Origin of the sequence: Halorhodospira sp. M38, from assembly GCF_022227985.1 — a bacterium.
Lineage (GTDB): Bacteria > Pseudomonadota > Gammaproteobacteria > Nitrococcales > Halorhodospiraceae > Halorhodospira > Halorhodospira halophila_A.
In genome coordinates this window covers 18,246-36,050 of record NZ_JAJNQP010000018.1, presented here as the reverse complement: position 1 = coordinate 36,050, position 17,805 = coordinate 18,246, and the positions used below count along the sequence as shown (strand labels likewise).

Here is a 17,805-nt window from a genome sequence, read left to right as displayed (position 1 = left end):
TGCTCAGTCTCCTTCCCCTTTACCGGTGCGCCGTGTCCAGCTTGTCCACGGTGTCGAACTCGAACTTGATCTCCTTCCACGTCTCCATGGCGGCCTTCAGCTCGGGGCTGCTCTTGGCGGCCTCGGTGAGGATCTCCTTGCCCTCCTTCTCGAGCTCGCGGCCCTCGTTGCGGGCCTTGACGCAGGCCTCCAGGGCCACGCGGTTGGCCGCGGCGCCGGCGGCATTGCCCCAGGGATGGCCCAGCGTACCGCCGCCGAACTGGAAGACCGCATCGTCACCGAAGATCGACAACAGAGCCGGCATGTGCCAGACGTGGATCCCGCCGGAAGCGACGGCGAAGGCGCCCGGCATCGCGCCCCACTCCTGATCGAAGAACAGGCCGCGGGAGCGGTCCTCCTCGATGTAAGGCTTGCGCAGCAGGTCGATCCAGCCCAGCGTCGACTGGCGGTCACCCTCGAGCTTGCCGACCACCGTTCCGGTGTGCAGCTGGTCGCCGCCCATCAGGCGCAGGATCTTGGTCAGCACCCGGAAGTGGATGCCGTGGTTCGGGTTGCGGTCGAGCACCGCGTGCATGGCGCGGTGGATGTGCAGCAGCATGCCGTTGTCGCGGCACCAGTTGGCCAGGCCCTGGTGGGCACAGAAGCCGGCGGTGATGTAGTCGTGCATGATGATCGGCGCGCCGATCTCCTTGGCAAACTCGGCACGCTTGTACATCTCCTCCGGCGTCGGGGCGGTGACGTTGAGGTAGTGGCCCTTGCGCTCGCCGGTTTCCTCCTCGGCCTTCTGGATCGCCTCCATGACGAACTCGAAGCGGTCGCGCCAGCGCATGAAGGGCTGGGAGTTGACGTTCTCGTCGTCCTTGGTGAAGTCGAGACCGCCGCGCAGGCACTCGTAGACCGCGCGGCCGTAGTTCTTGGCCGAGAGGCCGAGCTTGGGCTTGATGGTGCAGCCGAGCAGCGGCCGGCCGTACTTGTTCATCTTGTCCCGCTCGACCTGGATGCCGTTCGGCGGCCCGGGGCAGGTCATCACGAAGTGCAGCGGGAAGCGCACGTCCTCCAGGCGCAGGGCGCGCACGGCCTTGAAGCCGAAGACGTTGCCCACCAGCGAGGTGAAGACGTTGACGATCGAGCCCTCTTCGAAGAGGTCGATGGGGTAGGCGATGAAGGCGTAGAAGGCCTCGTCGTCGCCCGGCACGTCCTCGACCTTGTAGGCGCGACCCTTGTAGTGTTCCAGGTCGGTGAGCAGGTCGGTCCAGACCGTGGTCCAGGTCCCGGTGGAGGACTCGGCGGCGACGGCGGCGGCCGCCTCCTCGCGGTCCACGCCGGGCTGCGGCGTCACCTTGAACACGGCCAGAAGGTCGCTATCCTTGATCTTGTAATCGGGCTCCCAGTAGGTCTCCCGATACTCCTTGACGCCCGCGGTGTACGTCTTGCTAGCCATCGATCCTCTCCTCAAGCGTTTCTGCTCGTAAGTCCAAACACGCCCCGGGGCTTTGATGAGCAGCACCGGTTCTTGTGGCTGCCCCTTGCGGCATGTCTCCAGACAGCATAGCCTTGCAGTTCAAGAAGAAAAAGAAATTGTTTTTGGTGCTTGGATAAGTTTTCCATTATTAACAAGCATTGGGGGAGGCCCAGGAGGATGAACATCACACTACGGCAGCTACAGGTGTTCGAGTCTGTAGCCCGACATCTCAGCTTCACCCGTGCCGCCGAGGAGCTGTATCTCACGCAGCCGGCGGTCTCCATGCAGATCAAGCAGCTCGAGCAGCAGGTCGGACTGCCCCTGTTCGAGCAGATCGGTAAACGAATCTACCTCACCGAGGCCGGCGAGGAGGTGCGGCGCTATGCCCAGCGCATCTCCGCCGAACTGCGCGAGCTCGCCGACGGCCTCGAAGCCCTGCGCGGGCTGAACAGCGGCCGACTGCGACTGACGGTGGCCTCGACCGCCAACTACTTCGCCACCGACCTGCTCGCCGCCTTCACCCGGCGACAGCCCGGGGTGACGTTCCAGCTAGAGGTCACCAACCGGGAGGGGGTGATCCGCCGCATTCAGGACAACGAGATGGACCTGGCGGTCATGGGTCGCCCGCCGGAGGGGCTGGATGTCGCCGCCGAGGCCTTCATGCCGAATCCGCTGGTGATCATCGCCGCGCCGGACCACCCACTGGCAGACGGCTCGCCGATCCCACTCGAACGCCTGCAGGACGAGCTCTTCGTGCTGCGCGAGCAGGGCTCGGGCACCCGCAACGCGGTCCAGCGCGTGCTCGAGGAACGCGGCATGAACCTGCGCGGCGGGCTCGAAATGAGTTCCAACGAGGCCATCAAGCAGTCGGTACAGGCCGGACTCGGGCTCGGCGTCGTCTCCATCCACACCGTAGCCCTGGAGCTCGAGTTGGGCCGGCTGCGGGTGCTCAACGTCGAGGGCTTCCCTCTGGAGCGGCAGTGGTACCTGGTCCACCGCTCGGGCAAGCGCCTCTCGCCGGCGGCGGAGGCGTTCCGTCAGTTCATCCTCGACGAGGCCCACCGGCACTGGCAGGTCCCGGAGACGCCAGGGGTTGCGCCCCCGCAGGAACCGCCGCTGCAGGCCGTTCCGTGAGCCCGTTTATTCCAATAATCATCAATCCTTAGTTCCCCGCGGGGCGCCCCGGGCTTAGCTTGCCGGGGCGCCCTGGGTTCAAGCCGGGAGGAGTACCCATGAACAAGCCGTGGATCGCACCGTCCATCCTGTCCGCCGATTTCGCCCGCCTGGGCGATGAGGTCAACGCCGTTCTCCGGGCCGGCGCCGATGCCATCCACTTCGATGTCATGGACAACCACTATGTCCCCAATCTGACCATCGGCCCGCTGGTCTGCCAGGCGCTGCGCGATCACGGCATCACTGCGCCCATTGACGTGCATCTGATGATCAAGCCGGTGGACCGGATCATCCCCGATTTCGCCGCGGCCGGGGCCGACTGGATCACCTTCCACCCCGAGGCCAGCGAGCACGTCGACCGCTCCCTGAGCCTGATCCGCGAGCACGGCTGCCGGGCCGGCCTGGTCTTCAACCCGGCCACGCCGCTCGACTGCCTGCGCTACGTCGCCGATAAGGTCGACATGGTGCTGCTGATGTCGGTCAACCCCGGCTTCGGGGGGCAGAAGTTCATCCCCGGGACCATCGACAAGATCCGCGAGGCGCGGCAACTGATCGATGAGCTGAACCCGGACGCCCGCCTGCAGGTCGACGGCGGGATCAAGGCCGAGAACATCCGTCAGGTGGCCGAGGCCGGCGCGGACACCTTCGTGGCCGGCTCGGCGGTCTTCGGGGCCGAAGACTACGGCCAGGCCATCGCCGATATGCGCAAGGAGCTCGAGGCTGCGCACCGCGCCGGTTGAGCTCGCGTTCAAGGGAATTTCTAGTCAGCGAGCAAGAGGATCAAGCCATGTCCGAGAAGCATCCCATCATTGCGGTCACAGGCTCCTCCGGGGCAGGGACCAGCACCGTCAAGAACGCCTTCGAGCACATCTTCCGCCGGGAACAGGTCACCCCGGTGGTGATCGAGGGCGACGCTTTCCACCGCTTCAACCGGCAGGAGATGCGCGACCAGCTGGCCCGAGCCGCCGAGGAGGGGCGCAACCTGAGCCACTTCGGGCCGGAGGCCAACGTCTTCGACGAGCTCGAGCACTCCTTCCGCCGGTACGGCCAAGAGGGCATCTGTCGACGCCGCAGGTACCTTCACAGCGATGAGGAGGCGGAACCCTACGGACTGCGCCCCGGCGAGTTCACCGACTGGGAGGACGCCGGCCAGGACAGCGATCTGCTCTTCTACGAGGGGCTGCACGGCGGCGTCGTGACCGAGGAGCACAACGTGGCGCAGCACGTGGACCTGCTCGTCGGCGTGGTGCCCATCGTCAACCTGGAGTGGATCCAGAAGATCCATCGCGACGGCGCCGAGCGCGGCTACACAGCCGAGAAGACCGTGGACACCATCCTGCGGCGCATGCCGGACTACGTGAACTACGTCACGCCGCAGTTCTCGCGGACCGACATCAACTTCCAGCGCGTACCCACGGTGGATACCTCGAACCCGTTTATCGCCCGGGACGTGCCGACGCCGGATGAGTCCTTTACGGTGATCCGCTTCCGTCAGCCGGAGCGCTTCGGGATCGATTTCCCGTACCTGCTGAACATGATCCCCGACTCCTTCATGTCGCGGCGGAACACCATGGTGGTCCCCGGCGGCAAGACCGGCTTCGCCATGGAGCTGATCATGACGCCGATCATCCACGAGTTCGTCGAGCGCAGCCGCAAGCTCAAGGGAGCCCGCTAGACGGCGGCGCACCAACGGCAAACACGCACCACAAGAAAAAAAAGGGGGGCGCCACCCTGGGTGACGCCCCCTTTCTCGTTTCTGGTGTGGCCCGCCCGGGGCGGGCTGTCACCGATCAGAACTCCTCTTCGAGATCCTCGTCGCCGAAGTCATCCTCGAAGTCGTCCTCAAAGTCGTCTTCGAAGTCGTCGTCCTCGAAGTCGTCAAAGGCCTCGTCCTCGTCCATCGGAGCCGGCTCATCGCCCTCCGGCATCTCCTCGAACTCATCGAGCTCCTCGAAGTCGTCGCCGCCGCCGCAGCCCGCCAGCGTCAGCCCGCCGGCGATGGTCAGGACCCCCAGGATGGTTGCCAGCTTGCGCATGATCTTCTCCTCTCCAAGCGTGTTGAAATCCGTCCACGTGAATCTCGTGTTCACGCCTCAATCACACCGACACCGGCATGCTGCGTCAAGTTCCCCGCCGACGCACCCTTGGGCGAGGCCAGGGGAGCGGGCATAATCAAGGCCTTCAACGGCAGCGTGAAACAATGGAGGCGGTCGTGACACGGAGCTCCCAACCGCAGTTCAATGGCGGCTACCCCCTACGGCGCCCGCGCCGGATGCGCCGCGACGCCTTCTCCCGCCGACTCATGCGGGAGACTCGGCTCGGCCCGGAGGATCTGATCCAACCGGTCTTCGTCCTCGACGGCGAGGATCGCACCGAGCCGGTGCCCTCCATGCCCGGCGTCGAGCGCATGACCATCGACCGACTGGTCCAGGAGGCGCGGGAGCTGCACGCCCTCGGCATCCCGCTGATCGCCATCTTCCCGGTGACCCCCGCCGAAGTGAAAAGCGAGGACGCGCGCGAAGCCTACAACCCGACCGGCATCGCCCAGCGCGCCGTGCGTGCGGTCAAGGATGCGGTCCCCGGGATGGGCGTCATGACCGACGTCGCCCTCGACCCGTTCACCAGTCACGGCCAGGACGGGCTGATCGACGAAACCGGCTACGTCATGAACGAGGAGACCGTCGAGGTCCTGGTCCGCCAGGCGCTCTCCCACGCCGAGGCCGGAGCCGACGTGGTCGGCCCCTCCGACATGATGGATGGCCGCGTGGGGGCGATCCGCAGCGCCTTGGAGTCCCACGACCACCGCAATGTGCGCATCCTCTCCTACGCGGCCAAGTACGCCTCCTGCTACTACGGTCCGTTCCGCGATGCCGTGGGCTCCTCGGACAACCTCGGCAGCGGCGTGGCCGGACCGGGCAAGGACAGCTATCAGATGGACCCGGGCAACAGCGACGAGGCCCTACACGAGGTGGCCCTCGATCTGCAGGAGGGGGCCGACATGTTCATGGTCAAACCCGGCCTCCCCTACCTGGACGTCATCCGGCGGATCAAGGACGAATTCGGGGTGCCGACCTTCGCCTACCAGGTCAGCGGCGAGTACTCCATGCTCAAGGCAGCCGCCCAGAACGGCTGGCTCGACGAGCGCGAGTGCGTGCTCGAGGCGCTGCTCTCGCTGCGCCGGGCGGGCGCCGATGGCATCCTGACCTACCACGCACGGGCTGCGGCTCAGTGGATGCGCGAAGAGGACTGAGATCTTGAAGAGCTACTTCGCCCGGATCTTCGGCTCCTCGCCGGTCGCACCTTTGCAGCAACACATGGCCGAGGTGGTCGACTGCGTGGAGGTGCTGCCGGAACTCTTCCGGGCCTCGGCGGCGGGCGACGTGCAGCGCATGCGCGACGCCCACCGCCAGATCGTCCAGCACGAGCACGAGGCGGACCGCCTGAAGAAGGAGATCCGCGCACACCTGCCGCCGGATCTGTTCATGCCGTGGGACCGGCGTGACTTCCTCGAGCTGCTGCGCGCCCAGGATCGGATCGCCAACAAGAGCAAGGACATCGCCGGGCTGATGATCGGCCGCCAGATGCAGTGGCCGGCGGCACTGGAAGAGGCCACCCTGGGTCTGCTCGATCAGGGCATCGAGGCGGCCCGCCAGGCCAAGGCCTCGGTACGCGAGCTCGATGAGCTGGTCGAGGCCGGCTTCCGCGGCGCGGAGCTGGAGATCGTCGAGAGCCTGCTGGACAAACTCGACGACGTAGAGGCCGAAACCGACCGCATGCAGGTCCAGCTGCGCTCGCAGCTGTTCGAGATCGAGCGCGAGCTCTACCCGGTGGATGTCATGTTCCTCTACCAGATCATCGAGGCCCTCGGCACCCTCGCCGACCGTGCCCAGCAGACGGGCGCCCGCTTTCAGATCCTGCTCGCGCGCTGAGGCATGGAATACGCCGTCGTCTACCTGGCCCTCGCCGCTGCGTTCGGACTGTTCATGGCCTGGGGCATCGGGGCCAACGACGTGGCCAACGCCATGGCCACGTCGGTGGGCTCGCGGGCACTGACCATTCGCCAGGCGGTGGTGATCGCCGCCATCTTCGAGTTCGCCGGCGCGGTGCTCGCCGGCGGCGCGGTGGCAGCCACGGTCCGCGGCGGCATCGTCGACACCTCATCACTGGTCGGCGAGGAGGAGATCCTCGTCTTCGGCATGCTCGCCGCCCTCGCCGCCGCTGGCTGCTGGCTGCTGGTGGCCTCCTGGCGAGGTTGGCCGGTCTCCACCACGCACTCGATCATCGGCGCCCTGGTCGGCTTCGGTATCGCCGGACTGGGCTGGGGGGCCATCCACTGGCCGGCCGTCGGGCAGGTGGCCGCCAGCTGGGTCACCTCGCCGCTGATCGCTGCGGTGGTCAGCTTCGCCCTGTTCCGCTCAGTGCAGATGCTGGTCCTCGACCGCCGCCATCCGCTGGAGGCGGCCAAGAAGTGGGTGCCCTTCTATATCTTCCTCACCGGGTTCTTCGTCTCGGTCATCACCCTCTTCCGTGGGCTGCAGCACATCGGGCTGGAGCTGGGCTTCGCCACCAACCTCCTGCTGTCGCTCGCCATCGGCCTGGTCATGGCCTGGGCCGGCAAGCTGGCGATCCATCGCACCCGCTTCGACGAGCGCCCTCACCGGCGCTACCAGTTCCGCAACGTCGAACGGGTCTTCGCCGTACTGATGATCATCACCGCCTGCGCCATGGCCTTCGCCCACGGCTCCAACGACGTAGCCAACGCCGTCGGGCCGGTGGCCGCGGTGGTCGCCACCGTGACCAGCGGCGAGATCCAGCCCGAGGCCCCGGTCCCGGTGTGGGTACTGGTCCTCGGCGCCGTGGGCATTGTCGCCGGCCTTTTGATGCTCGGCCGTCACGTCATCGCCACCGTCGGCAAGAACATCACCCAGCTGACCCCGAGCCGGGGGTTCGCCTGCAATCTGGCCACCGCCGGGACCGTGGTCACCGCCTCGGGCATCGGCCTGCCCATCTCCACCACCCACACCCTGGTCGGGGCCGTGCTCGGCGTCGGGCTGGCCCGTGGACTGGCCGCCATCGACCTGCGGGTGGTGACCGGGGTGTTCATGTCGTGGCTCGTCACCCTGCCCGCCGGCGGCATCCTCGCCGTGGTCTTCTTCTACCTGCTCTACTGGAGCTTCGGCTGATCCGGGACGCACTCATGAGCGATCACTACGCCGTCATCGGCAACCCCATTGCCCACAGCAAATCACCCCAAATCCACGCCCGCTTCGCCGCGGAGGTAGGGGCCGACCTGTTCTACCAGCGCTTGTGGGCCCCGGAGGAACACTTCGACGCCGTGGCGCAAGCGTTCTTCGCCGGCGGCGGCCACGGGCTCAACGTCACCGTGCCGTTCAAGGAGGCAGCCTGTGCCTTCGCCGACACCCTCAGCGAGCGGGCCCGAACCGCCGGCGCCGTGAACACCCTGCGCGCCGAGGCCGACGGTCGCCGCTTCGGCGACAACACCGACGGTATCGGCCTGCTGCGCGACCTGCGCGACAATCACGGGGTCCAGCTGGCCGGCCGGCGCCTGCTCCTGCTCGGCGCCGGCGGCGCCGCCCGAGGGGTCCTGAGCGAGCTGCTCGCCGAGGGGCCACAGACGCTGGTCATCGCCAACCGCACGGTGAGTCGCGCCGAGGCCCTCGCCTCCGCCGACACGCGCATCCGCGGTTGCGGCTTCGAAGCGCTGCACGGGCATACCTTTGACGTGGTACTGAACACCACCGCCGCCGGGCTGCAGGGCGAGATGCCACCCCTGCCCGACGACTTGCTCGCCCCCGGCGCCGCCGCCTACGACCTGGTCTATGCCGACGGCGACACGCCGTTCATGGCCTGGGCACGGGCGCGCGGCGCCGCCGTGGTCTGCGACGGTCTGGGCATGCTCGTTGAGCAGGCAGCGGAATCGTTCTATCTCTGGCGCGGCACCTACCCGCAGACTGCTCCGGTCATCGAGGCGCTGCGCGGCGGGGCCTGAACCGCCTGTCTACGCGCGGGGCCGCTCAGGCCTCGCGGCTGTTGACCATGACCTCGGCCTCACCGGTGAGCACGGTGCGCTTGCGCACGTAGCAGCGGGTATCCAGGCGCACGCGGTGGCGCTCGCGCTCCACCTCGATGACTGTGGCCTCGGCGCGCACGGTGTCACCGATGCGCACCGGCGCCTGGAAGCGCAGCTGCTGACCGAGGTAAATGGCCCCCGGCCCCGGCATGCGGGTGCCGAGGACGCAGGAGATCAGCCCACCGAGGAACAGCCCGTGGGCGATGCGCCCCTTGGCGAAGGTCGTCGAGGCAAACTCCTCGTTGATGTGCACGGGGTTATTGTCCCCGGAGAGGCCGGCGAAGAGGACCAGGTCGGCCTCGGTGACGGTCCGCGTGTAGGATCCCGCCATCCCCGGCTCCAGATCCTCGACGCAGTACCCCTGCAGCTCATGAACCATGCGCTTCTTGCTCCCGCTCGCCGTCGTTGAACGCGGTAAATACGGATGGTGACTGGGTTGTCACTCTGACACGCGCGGGTGCAAAAAGGCCAGTGGGACGCCGTGCCGGACCGCCGGCAATCGGCGTTTGCGCCCACGGGGGCTCGTGCATATACTACCGTCCCGCTTTTGTCGGCGGGTGATCGACACCGGCGGCGCACCGCGCCCAGAGGGCCGGCCGCCCCCTGAAAAAAACGACCCCGCAGCATCCCAGAGGCGACCGTGACGGACGAAAACGCACCCGGCCTGTACCGGCCCAGCTTCGAACGAGACAACTGCGGTTTCGGGCTGATTGCCCATATGGATGGTAACCCCAGCCATTGGCTCATCGAAACCGCTGTAGCCGCCCTCGGGCGACTCACTCACCGTGGCGCGGTGGCGGCCGACGGCAAGACCGGCGACGGCTGCGGCCTGCTGCTGACCAAGCCCGACGCCTTCCTGCGCGCCGTGGCAGAGGAGGCTGGCCTGGAACTCGGCGAGCAGTACGCCGTGGGCAGCCTGTTCCTCCACCCCGACGACCAGCGCGCGGAAGCCGCCCGCGAGGCCCTACGTGAGGCGCTGCGCAGCCAGGGGCTGGAGCCGGCCGGATTCCGCGAGGTCCCGGTGGACCCCTCGGCGCTGGGGGCCCAGGCCCTCCAAACCCGTCCCCGGATCGAACAAGTCTTCGTCAACGCCGATCCGGGGATGGAGGCCCAGGACCTGGAACGGCGGTTGTTCATCGCCCGCCGACTTACCGAGAAGGCAATCAGCAGCGAAGACGAGGTCTTCTACGTCGCCAGCCTTTCGGGCCGGGTCCTCTCCTACAAGGGGCTGGTGATGCCGGATTACCTCCCCTCCTTCTACCAGGATCTTCAGGACCCGCGCCTCGCCTCTTCCCTTTGCGTCTTCCACCAGCGTTTCTCCACCAACACCCTGCCCCAATGGCGCCTCGCCCAGCCGTTCCGCTACCTGGCCCATAATGGCGAGATCAACACCATCCAGGGCAACCGCAACTGGGCCAATGCCCGGGCTTTCACGCTGAACACCCCGCTGATCCCTGACATGGAAGCGGTGCACCCGCTGGTCAACAGCGAGGGTTCCGATTCCTCGAGCCTCGACAACATGCTCGACGTGCTCCTCCAGGGGGGGATGGACATCTTCCGCGCCATGCGCCTCCTCATGCCCCCGGCTTGGCAGAACGTCGACTCTATGGACGCGGATCTGCGCGCGTTCTACGAGTACCACTCCATGCACTGCGAGCCCTGGGACGGTCCGGCCGGCATCGTCCTCACCGACGGCCGCCACGCCGCCTGCACCCTGGATCGCAACGGCCTGCGGCCGGCACGCTGGGTGATGACCCGCGATCGCCACATCACCCTGGCCTCGGAGATCGGCGTCTGGGACTACGACCCGGCCGAGGTGGTGGCCAAGGGGCGACTCAAGCCCGGCGAAATGCTCGCCGCCGATACCGAAACCGGACAGCTGCTCACTCCCGAGCAGATCGACGAGCGGCTGATGCGCCGCAAGCCTTATAAGGTCTGGCTCAGCGACCACCTGCGCCGCCTCGAGCCCCTCGCCGGCCACGACGGCCGCACGCCGCAGCTCGATGCCAAGGCCCTTGAAGTCCACCAGAAGCTCTTCGGCGTCTCTTTCGAGGAGCGCGACCAGGTGATGAAGGTGATGGCCGAGGACGGCCAGGAGGCCGTCGGCTCGATGGGCGACGACACCCCACTGCCGGTGCTCTCGCGCAAGGTCCGAGCCCTCTACGACACCTTCCGACAGCAGTTCGCCCAGGTCACCAACCCGGCGATCGACCCGCTGCGCGAGCGGATCGTGATGTCGCTGGAGACCTGTCTGGGCCGGGAAAAGAACCTCTTCGACGAGTCCGAGGATCACGCCAAGCGCATTACCGTGGACTCGCCGGTGCTATCCGGCGCAAAGTTCGCGGCGCTCAAGGCCCTGGACGACCCGGAGTACGCCCACACCGTCATCGACCTGACCTACGACCCCGCTCAACTGAGTCTGCGCAGCGCCATCGAGGCCGTCGCCGCCGAGGCCGAGGCAGCGGTCCGCGCCGGGTCGACGCTGGTGGTGCTCTCCGACCGCCGGGTCGAGCGCGGCCGGCTGACCATCCACGCCCTGCTGGCCACCGGCGCCGTCCACCACCGCTTGGTGGCCCGGGGCCTGCGCTGCAACGCCAATCTCATCGTCGAGACCGGCACCGCCCGCGACCCCCACCACATCGGCTGCCTGATCGGTTACGGGGCAACCTGCGTCTACCCCTACCTCGCCTACGAAGTCGTGGCCGAGATGGCCCGCTCCGGGCGGATCGAGGGGGACGTCGAGGAGCTCTGCCTCAACTACCGCAAGGGGCTGAACAAGGGGCTGTACAAGATCCTCTCCAAGATGGGGATCTCCACCATCGCCAGCTACCGCGGGGCACAGCTGTTCGAGTCCGTGGGCCTGTCCGACGAGGTGGTGGACCTGTGCTTCACCGGCACCACCAACCGCATCCAGGGCATGGACTTCACCGACCTCGAGGCCGACGCGCGCGAACTGGCCCGGCGCGCCCACCGCCCCACCGAACTCCTCGACCAGGGCGGGGTCTTCAAGTACGTCCACGGCGGCGAGTACCACTGCTACAACCCCGAGGTGGTCTCCTACCTGCAGCAGGCGGTGGAGAACGGCGACTACGCCACCTACAAGCGGTTCGCGGACGAGGTGAACCAGCGCCCCACCGCCACCCTGCGTGATCTGCTCGGGCTCAAGGCCCCGGAGCAGGGCATTGCGGTGGACGAGGTCCAGCCCATCGACGACATCCTCACCCGGTTCGACTCCGCCGGGATGAGCCTCGGGGCGCTGTCGCCAGAGGCCCACGAGGCTCTGGCCATGGCCATGAACCGCCTCGGCGGCCGGTCGAACTCCGGCGAAGGCGGCGAAGACCCGGCCCGCTACGGCACTGACCGGGTCTCGAAGATCAAGCAGATCGCCTCGGGGCGCTTTGGCGTCACCCCGCACTACCTCGTCAACGCCGAGGTGCTGCAGATCAAGGTGGCCCAGGGCGCCAAGCCCGGCGAGGGCGGACAGCTGCCGGGGCACAAGGTCAATGAGATGATCGCCCGGCTGCGCTACTCCAAGCCCGGGGTGGCCCTGATCTCGCCGCCGCCGCACCACGACATCTACTCCATCGAGGACCTGGCGCAGCTGATCTTCGACCTCAAGCAGGTCAACCCGCAGGCGCAGGTCTCGGTGAAGCTGGTGGCCGAGGCCGGCGTCGGCACCGTGGCCGCCGGCGTGGCCAAGGCGTATGCCGACCTGATCACCATCGCCGGCTACGACGGCGGCACCGGCGCCAGCCCGCTGACCTCCGTGAAGTACGCCGGCGGCCCGTGGGAGCTGGGCCTGACCGAGACCCACCAGACCCTGCGCGCCAACGACCTGCGCGACAAGGTGCGGCTGCAGGCCGACGGCGGCATGAAGACCGGCCTGGACGTGATCAAGGGGGCGATCCTCGGCGCCGAGAGCTTCGGCTTTGGCACCGCGCCCATGGTGGCCCTCGGCTGCAAGTACCTGCGCATCTGCCACCTGAACAACTGCGCCACCGGCGTGGCCACCCAGGACAACGTCCTGCGCCTGAAGCACTTCGTCGGGACCGCTGAGAAGGTGGCGAACTACTTCCGCTTCGTCGCCGAGGAGACCCGCGAGTGGTTGGCGTTGCTCGGTGTACGCCGGCTCGAGGACCTCATCGGGCGAACCGACCTGCTGGAGATCCTGCCCGGCGAGACCGAGCGCCAGGGGCGTCTGGACCTGTCGCCGATCCTCTCCGACGGCGGTGTCCCCGAAGACAAGCCCAAGCGCTGCCTGGAGCCGTCCAACGTGCCCTTCGACAAGGGCGAGCTGGCCGAGCGGATGGTGGCCGACTGCCTGCCGACCATCGAGGCCGGCACCGGCGGTGAGTTCCACTACACCCTGCGCAACAACAACCGCTCCATCGGCGCCCGGCTCAGCGGCGAAATCGCCCGCCGCCACGGCAACCAGGGCATGGCGAACAGCCCGGTCACCCTACGCCTGACCGGTACCGCGGGGCAGAGCTTCGGCGTCTGGAACGCCGGCGGGCTGCACATGGTGCTCGAGGGGGACGCCAACGACTACGTGGGCAAGGGCATGGCCGGCGGTAAGCTCGTCCTCTACCCACCCGAAGGCAGCCGGTTCGAGGCGCGCAAGACCACCATCATGGGCAACACCTGCCTCTACGGCGCCACCGGCGGGCGGCTCTACGCCGCCGGCACCGTCGGCGAGCGCTTCGGTGTGCGCAACTCCGGCGCCACCGCGGTGGTCGAGGGCGTCGGCGACCACGGCTGCGAGTACATGACCGGCGGCGTGGTCTGCGTGCTCGGGCCCACCGGGGTCAACTTCGGTGCCGGCATGACCGGCGGTCTCGCCTTCGTCCTCGACGAGGCCGGCACCTTCGCCGACCGCTACAACCACGAGCTCATCGACATCCACCGACTGCAGTCGGAAAACATGGAGGCTCACCGCAACTACCTGCGCGAGCTGATCCGCGAGTTCGTGGCCGAGACCGGCAGCGTGTGGGGACGGGCGGTCCTCGACGACTTCCGCGGCTACCTGCCCCGCTTCTGGCTGGTCAAGCCGAAGGCCGCCGATCTTCACACCATCCTCGATACGCTCCGCCAGGCGGCCTGACGGCCGCCGGCGGCGCCCGAGCACGGACGGATTAGTCAGCCATGTCCAGCAGTGTCTTCCAGTTCCTCGAGATCCCGCGCCGCGACCCGGACAAGCTCCAGGTCGACGAGCGCATCCGCCGCTTCGCCGAGATCTACGGCCGCTACGACGAGCAGACCGCCGCCGCCCAGGCGGGGCGCTGCCTCGACTGCGGCAACCCCTACTGTGAGTGGAAGTGCCCGGTCCATAACTACATCCCGCACTGGCTGCGGCTGGTGGCCGAGGGCAACCTGTTCGAGGCCGCGGAACTCTCCCACAAGACCAACACCCTGCCCGACGTTTGCGGTCGCGTCTGCCCACAGGACCGGCTCTGCGAGGGGGCTTGCACCCTCAACGACGGCTTCGGTGCAGTGACCATCGGGTCGGTGGAGAAGTACATCAGCGACGAGGCCCTGCGCCAGGGCTGGCGGCCCGATGTCAGCGACGTGGTCGACACGGGCAAACGGGTGGCGATCATCGGCGCCGGTCCCGCCGGGCTTGGTGCGGCCGACGTGCTCGCCCGCAACGGGGTCCGGCCGGTGGTCTTCGACCGCTACCCGGAGATCGGCGGCCTGCTGACCTTCGGCATCCCGCCGTTCAAGCTCGACAAGGACATCGTCCGCCGGCGCCGCGAAATCCTCGAGGGCATCGGCGTCGAGTTCCGCCTCAACACCGAGGTCGGGCAGGCCGTCAGCTTCGACGAACTCCTCGCCGAGTACGACGCCGTCTTCCTTGGTACCGGCACCTACACCTACATGCGCGGCGGCTTCCCCGGCGAGGATCTGCCCGGGGTCTACGAAGCGCTGCCCTACCTGGTCTCGAACATCAACCGCGAGGAGGGCTGGCAGGGCACCGAGGACGAGTTCATCGACATGCGCGGCAAGCGCGTCGTGGTCCTCGGCGGCGGCGACACGGCCATGGACTGCAACCGCACCGCCATCCGGCAGGGGGCGGCCAGCGTCACCTGCGCCTACCGCCGCGACGAGCAGAACATGCCCGGCTCCCGGCGCGAGGTCGAGAACGCCAAGGAGGAGGGCGTCGAGTTCCTCTGGAATCGCCAGCCGATCGAAGTCATTGGAGAAAACCACATCGAAGGGGTTAAGGTAGTCCGGACCGAGCTCGGTGCCCCGGACGAACACGGGCGACGCCGGCCGGAGCCGGTGCCCGGCTCCGAAGAGGTGCTGCCGGCCGACAGCCTCATCATCGCCTTCGGCTTTCGGCCCAGCCCGCCGCATTGGCTGGAGCAGCACGGCGTCGAGCTCGACGATTGGGGCCAGGTGCGGGTCAGCCGGCAGGACGGAACCTTCGGGCAGACCACCAACCCGAAGATCTTCGCCGGCGGCGACATGGTCCGCGGCTCCGATCTGGTCGTGACGGCTGTCTGGGAGGGCCGTGAGGCAGCCAAGGGCATCCTTGATCACCTACAGGTATAGGAGTGACGCGGTGAGCAGCTCTGAGCTCAAGAACGATCGAATCCTGCGCGCGTTCCAGCGCCAGCCCGTGGACCGGACCCCGGTCTGGATGATGCGCCAGGCCGGCCGCTATCTGGCCGAATACCGAGAGGTGCGGGCCCAGGCCGGCAGCTTCATGGGCCTGTGCCGCAGCCCCGAGCTGGCGGCCCGGGTCACGCTGCAGCCGCTGGAGCGCTATGAGCTCGATGCCGCCATCCTCTTTTCGGACATCCTCACCATCCCGGAGGCCATGGGGCTGGGGCTGAACTTCGTCTCCGGTGAGGGACCGGTCTTCGAGCACCGGGTCAAGACGGCCGCCGACATCGACCGCCTGCCGCAGCCCTCCGCCGACAAGGAGCTGAGCTACGTCATGGACGCGGTCGCGGCCTGCCGCAAGGAGCTGGCCGGTCAGGTGCCGCTGATCGGCTTCACCGGCAGCCCCTGGACGCTGGCCACTTACATGATCGAGGGCGGCTCCAGCAAGACCTTCGCGGCCAGCAAGAGCCTGCTCTTCAACGAGCCGGAGGCCGCCCACCGGCTGATGACCAAGCTGGCCGACACGGTGGCCGACTACCTCAACGGGCAGATCGAGGCCGGTGCCCAGGCGCTGATGATCTTCGATACCTGGGGCGGCGCGCTGGACCCGGTGCGCTACCGGGAGTTCTCGCTGGCCTACATGCAGCGCATCGTCGAGCAGCTGCCCCGCGAGCGCGAGGGGCGGCGCATCCCGGTGACCCTGTTCACCAAGGGCGGCGGGCAGTGGCTGGAAGACATCGCCGACACCGGCTGTGACGGCGTCGGTCTTGACTGGACCACCTCACTGACCGAAGCCCGCCGCCGCATCGGCGACCGGGTGGCGCTGCAGGGCAACCTGGATCCGTGCATGCTGCACGCCAACCCCGAGGTAATCCGCCGCGAGGTGGCCCGCTGCCTCGAGGAGTTCGGCCACGGGCCGGGCCACGTCTTCAACCTCGGCCACGGGATCCAGCCGGAGACGCCGCCGGAGAACGTCGACGCCATGATCCGTGCCCTTCACGAACTCTCCCCGGCCTACCATGACGCAGCGGCCACCTCGGCCACGTCGTAGGCGGCGGAGACGGCGTACCCTCTCGGCGGGCGTCATTCCGGTGCGCTTCGCCGAGCGGGGGCGTCTCTATCTGCTCCTGCGCGCCTTCCAGTACTGGGACTTCCCCAAGGGCAAGGTCGAGCCCGGCGAGGAGCCACTCGAGGCAGCCCGGCGCGAGGTCCAGGAAGAGGCCGGAATCACCGAGCTGACCTTCCGCTGGGGCTACGCGTTCTTCGAGACCGGCCCCTACGCCCAGGGCAAGGTGGCCCGCTACTACGTCGCCGAGACCACCACGCGGCGCGTGGTCCTCGGCATCAACCCGGAACTCGGCCGCCCGGAGCACCACGAGTACCGATGGGTCACGCCGGGCGAGGCGTACCGACTTGCGTCGCCCCGTGTCCGCGAGGTCCTCGACTGGGCCGAGACGCAGATCGCCGGCGCCGTGCACGACGGCGCCTGAGTGCCACCCTCAGCTCCGCCCGAAGCGCCACCCCACCGCGCCCTCCCAGGCGTCCCGGGCGAAATACCCCAGCAGCGCCAGCACGATCACCGCGCCGCCGAGCATCGACGGCACCGGCGGCACCTCGGCGAAGACCAGCCACACCCAGACCGGCCCCAGGGCCGCCTCGAGCAGCAGCACCAGACTGACCTCCGGCGAGGGCAGGTAGCGGGTGGACTGGGCGATGAGCACCAGGGCCAGGGGCATCTGCACCAGACCCATGACGCCGAGCACCGCGTAGCTCTCCCAGCCCAGGGCCAACGGCGCCGCCCAGGGGGCGGCACACAGGGCGGCGACGACGCCGCCGGTGGCCACCACCGGCAGGCGGTTGATCTCCGGACGGGCACGCAGCAGCGTGAGGTTGGCGCCCATGTTGGCGGCGGCCAGCAGCGCCGCCAGATCGCCCAGCCGCCCGCCGGGCTCCGCCGGAGCGCTGAAGATCACGGCCATGCCGACGATCACCGCGGCGATGGTCCACCAGGTCCGGGTCTGGATCGGCTCGCGCAGGAAGAGCCAGGTGAACACCGCCGAGAAGAGCGGTGCGGTCGCGAAGAGCACCAGCACGTTGGCGGCGTGGGTGTTGAGCACCGCGAAGACAAAGAGGATCGAGTTCAGCCCGAAGAACAGCCCGGAGGCCGCCGCGGCCCAGCCTCCCCGGCGCCAGATGCGCAGGGTGTAGCGGCCCTGGGTGGCGAAGAGCAGCGCGCTGACCGCCACCGCCATCAGCAGCCCCCGCCAGAAGACCACATCCCAGCCCCCGGCCCCGGCCAGGCGCACCAGCACCGCATCGAAGCTCAGCGCCGTCACTCCGGCGGCGGCGATCATCAGGCCCTTGGCACGGTCCTGGGCGCCGAAGGGCGCAGCGCTCCGCGGCATACTGACTGAACTCCCTGTTGGATGACCCCGCCGGCCCGGCGGGAGGCTTGGCGTCGCGACGAAGGCCG

At 68.1% G+C, this 17,805-nt stretch carries 15 protein-coding genes; 11 read left to right on the top strand and 4 right to left on the bottom strand.

Annotated features, from left to right (window positions below):
* Nucleotides 1-19: 19 nt before the first annotated feature.
* On the bottom strand, nucleotides 20-1,441 hold the full coding sequence (locus LRA98_RS10405) for a form I ribulose bisphosphate carboxylase large subunit (protein WP_201242983.1): 1,422 nt from the start codon (nucleotides 1,439-1,441) through the stop codon (nucleotides 20-22).
* A gap of 198 nt (nucleotides 1,442-1,639) precedes the next feature.
* Here LRA98_RS10405 and LRA98_RS10400 point away from each other — a divergent pair, with 198 nt between their 5' ends.
* The 3 genes from LRA98_RS10400 to LRA98_RS10390 all read left to right on the top strand — a co-directional run bounded on the left by LRA98_RS10400 (nucleotide 1,640) and on the right by LRA98_RS10390 (nucleotide 4,310).
* A complete protein-coding gene (locus LRA98_RS10400) occupies nucleotides 1,640-2,596 on the top strand; it encodes a LysR family transcriptional regulator (protein ID WP_011813846.1) in 957 nt (318 codons plus the stop codon).
* Between the two features lie 98 nt (nucleotides 2,597-2,694).
* Nucleotides 2,695-3,375 carry a ribulose-phosphate 3-epimerase gene (gene rpe, locus LRA98_RS10395; RefSeq protein WP_201242984.1) on the top strand — a complete coding sequence of 227 codons (681 nt, stop codon included), beginning with the start codon at nucleotides 2,695-2,697 and terminating at the stop codon, nucleotides 3,373-3,375.
* Nucleotides 3,376-3,422: 47 nt separating this feature from the next.
* On the top strand, nucleotides 3,423-4,310 hold the full coding sequence (locus tag LRA98_RS10390) for a phosphoribulokinase (protein WP_238633427.1): 888 nt from the start codon (nucleotides 3,423-3,425) through the stop codon (nucleotides 4,308-4,310).
* 115 nt (nucleotides 4,311-4,425) lie between these two features.
* Here the strand turns inward: LRA98_RS10390 and LRA98_RS10385 are convergent, their stop codons facing one another.
* Nucleotides 4,426-4,671, bottom strand: a complete 246-nt coding sequence (locus LRA98_RS10385) for a hypothetical protein (RefSeq protein ID WP_238633428.1) — start codon at nucleotides 4,669-4,671, stop codon at nucleotides 4,426-4,428.
* A gap of 164 nt (nucleotides 4,672-4,835) precedes the next feature.
* Between LRA98_RS10385 and hemB the strand changes: the two genes are divergently transcribed.
* The 4 genes from hemB to aroE are packed head-to-tail and all read left to right on the top strand — an operon-like array spanning nucleotide 4,836 to nucleotide 8,645.
* Nucleotides 4,836-5,885 (top strand): porphobilinogen synthase, encoded by a 1,050-nt coding sequence (hemB, locus tag LRA98_RS10380; RefSeq protein WP_238633429.1) that lies wholly within the window; start codon nucleotides 4,836-4,838, stop codon nucleotides 5,883-5,885.
* A 4-nt stretch (nucleotides 5,886-5,889) separates the two neighbouring features.
* On the top strand, nucleotides 5,890-6,564 hold the full coding sequence (locus LRA98_RS10375; protein ID WP_201169907.1) for a TIGR00153 family protein: 675 nt from the start codon (nucleotides 5,890-5,892) through the stop codon (nucleotides 6,562-6,564).
* Between the two features lie 3 nt (nucleotides 6,565-6,567).
* Nucleotides 6,568-7,818 carry an inorganic phosphate transporter gene (locus LRA98_RS10370; RefSeq protein WP_201169910.1) on the top strand — a complete coding sequence of 417 codons (1,251 nt, stop codon included), beginning with the start codon at nucleotides 6,568-6,570 and terminating at the stop codon, nucleotides 7,816-7,818.
* 14 nt (nucleotides 7,819-7,832) lie between these two features.
* The gene (gene aroE / locus LRA98_RS10365; RefSeq protein WP_238633430.1) at nucleotides 7,833-8,645 is read left to right on the top strand and encodes a shikimate dehydrogenase; all 813 of its coding nucleotides are present in this window, start codon (nucleotides 7,833-7,835) and stop codon (nucleotides 8,643-8,645) included.
* 25 nt (nucleotides 8,646-8,670) lie between these two features.
* Here aroE and LRA98_RS10360 read toward each other — a convergent pair whose 3' ends face one another.
* Nucleotides 8,671-9,105, bottom strand: coding sequence for a MaoC family dehydratase (locus LRA98_RS10360; protein WP_201169914.1), 435 nt, complete (start codon nucleotides 9,103-9,105; stop codon nucleotides 8,671-8,673).
* 261 nt (nucleotides 9,106-9,366) lie between these two features.
* Between LRA98_RS10360 and gltB the strand changes: the two genes are divergently transcribed.
* Genes gltB through LRA98_RS10340 form a run of 4 tightly spaced genes read left to right on the top strand, consistent with a single transcriptional unit; the run spans nucleotide 9,367 to nucleotide 16,822 of the window.
* Nucleotides 9,367-13,827, top strand: coding sequence for a glutamate synthase large subunit (gene gltB / locus LRA98_RS10355; protein ID WP_201242985.1), 4,461 nt, complete (start codon nucleotides 9,367-9,369; stop codon nucleotides 13,825-13,827).
* A gap of 41 nt (nucleotides 13,828-13,868) precedes the next feature.
* The gene (locus LRA98_RS10350; RefSeq protein WP_201169916.1) at nucleotides 13,869-15,278 is read left to right on the top strand and encodes an FAD-dependent oxidoreductase; all 1,410 of its coding nucleotides are present in this window, start codon (nucleotides 13,869-13,871) and stop codon (nucleotides 15,276-15,278) included.
* Nucleotides 15,279-15,288: 10 nt separating this feature from the next.
* The gene (gene hemE, locus LRA98_RS10345) at nucleotides 15,289-16,383 is read left to right on the top strand and encodes a uroporphyrinogen decarboxylase (RefSeq protein ID WP_201169917.1); all 1,095 of its coding nucleotides are present in this window, start codon (nucleotides 15,289-15,291) and stop codon (nucleotides 16,381-16,383) included.
* On the top strand, nucleotides 16,352-16,822 hold the full coding sequence (locus LRA98_RS10340; RefSeq protein ID WP_201169918.1) for an NUDIX domain-containing protein: 471 nt from the start codon (nucleotides 16,352-16,354) through the stop codon (nucleotides 16,820-16,822). Before hemE ends, LRA98_RS10340 begins: the two co-directional genes overlap by 32 nt.
* A gap of 9 nt (nucleotides 16,823-16,831) precedes the next feature.
* Here the strand turns inward: LRA98_RS10340 and LRA98_RS10335 are convergent, their stop codons facing one another.
* On the bottom strand, nucleotides 16,832-17,737 hold the full coding sequence (locus tag LRA98_RS10335) for a DMT family transporter (protein ID WP_238633431.1): 906 nt from the start codon (nucleotides 17,735-17,737) through the stop codon (nucleotides 16,832-16,834).
* Nucleotides 17,738-17,805 lie beyond the last annotated feature (68 nt).

What these genes read in the sequence shown, in the direction of transcription:
- LRA98_RS10405 (WP_201242983.1), bottom strand. Translation starts at nt 1,441, where the DNA reads ATGGCTAGCAAGACGTACACCGCGGGCGTCAAGGAGTATCGGGAGACC.
- LRA98_RS10400 (WP_011813846.1), top strand. Translation starts at nt 1,640, where the DNA reads ATGAACATCACACTACGGCAGCTACAGGTGTTCGAGTCTGTAGCCCGA.
- rpe (WP_201242984.1), top strand. Translation starts at nt 2,695, where the DNA reads ATGAACAAGCCGTGGATCGCACCGTCCATCCTGTCCGCCGATTTCGCC.
- LRA98_RS10390 (WP_238633427.1), top strand. Translation starts at nt 3,423, where the DNA reads ATGTCCGAGAAGCATCCCATCATTGCGGTCACAGGCTCCTCCGGGGCA.
- LRA98_RS10385 (WP_238633428.1), bottom strand. Translation starts at nt 4,671, where the DNA reads ATGCGCAAGCTGGCAACCATCCTGGGGGTCCTGACCATCGCCGGCGGG.
- hemB (WP_238633429.1), top strand. Translation starts at nt 4,836, where the DNA reads ATGGAGGCGGTCGTGACACGGAGCTCCCAACCGCAGTTCAATGGCGGC.
- LRA98_RS10370 (WP_201169910.1), top strand. Translation starts at nt 6,568, where the DNA reads ATGGAATACGCCGTCGTCTACCTGGCCCTCGCCGCTGCGTTCGGACTG.
- aroE (WP_238633430.1), top strand. Translation starts at nt 7,833, where the DNA reads ATGAGCGATCACTACGCCGTCATCGGCAACCCCATTGCCCACAGCAAA.
- LRA98_RS10360 (WP_201169914.1), bottom strand. Translation starts at nt 9,105, where the DNA reads ATGGTTCATGAGCTGCAGGGGTACTGCGTCGAGGATCTGGAGCCGGGG.
- LRA98_RS10350 (WP_201169916.1), top strand. Translation starts at nt 13,869, where the DNA reads ATGTCCAGCAGTGTCTTCCAGTTCCTCGAGATCCCGCGCCGCGACCCG.
- LRA98_RS10340 (WP_201169918.1), top strand. Translation starts at nt 16,352, where the DNA reads ATGACGCAGCGGCCACCTCGGCCACGTCGTAGGCGGCGGAGACGGCGT.
- LRA98_RS10335 (WP_238633431.1), bottom strand. Translation starts at nt 17,737, where the DNA reads ATGCCGCGGAGCGCTGCGCCCTTCGGCGCCCAGGACCGTGCCAAGGGC.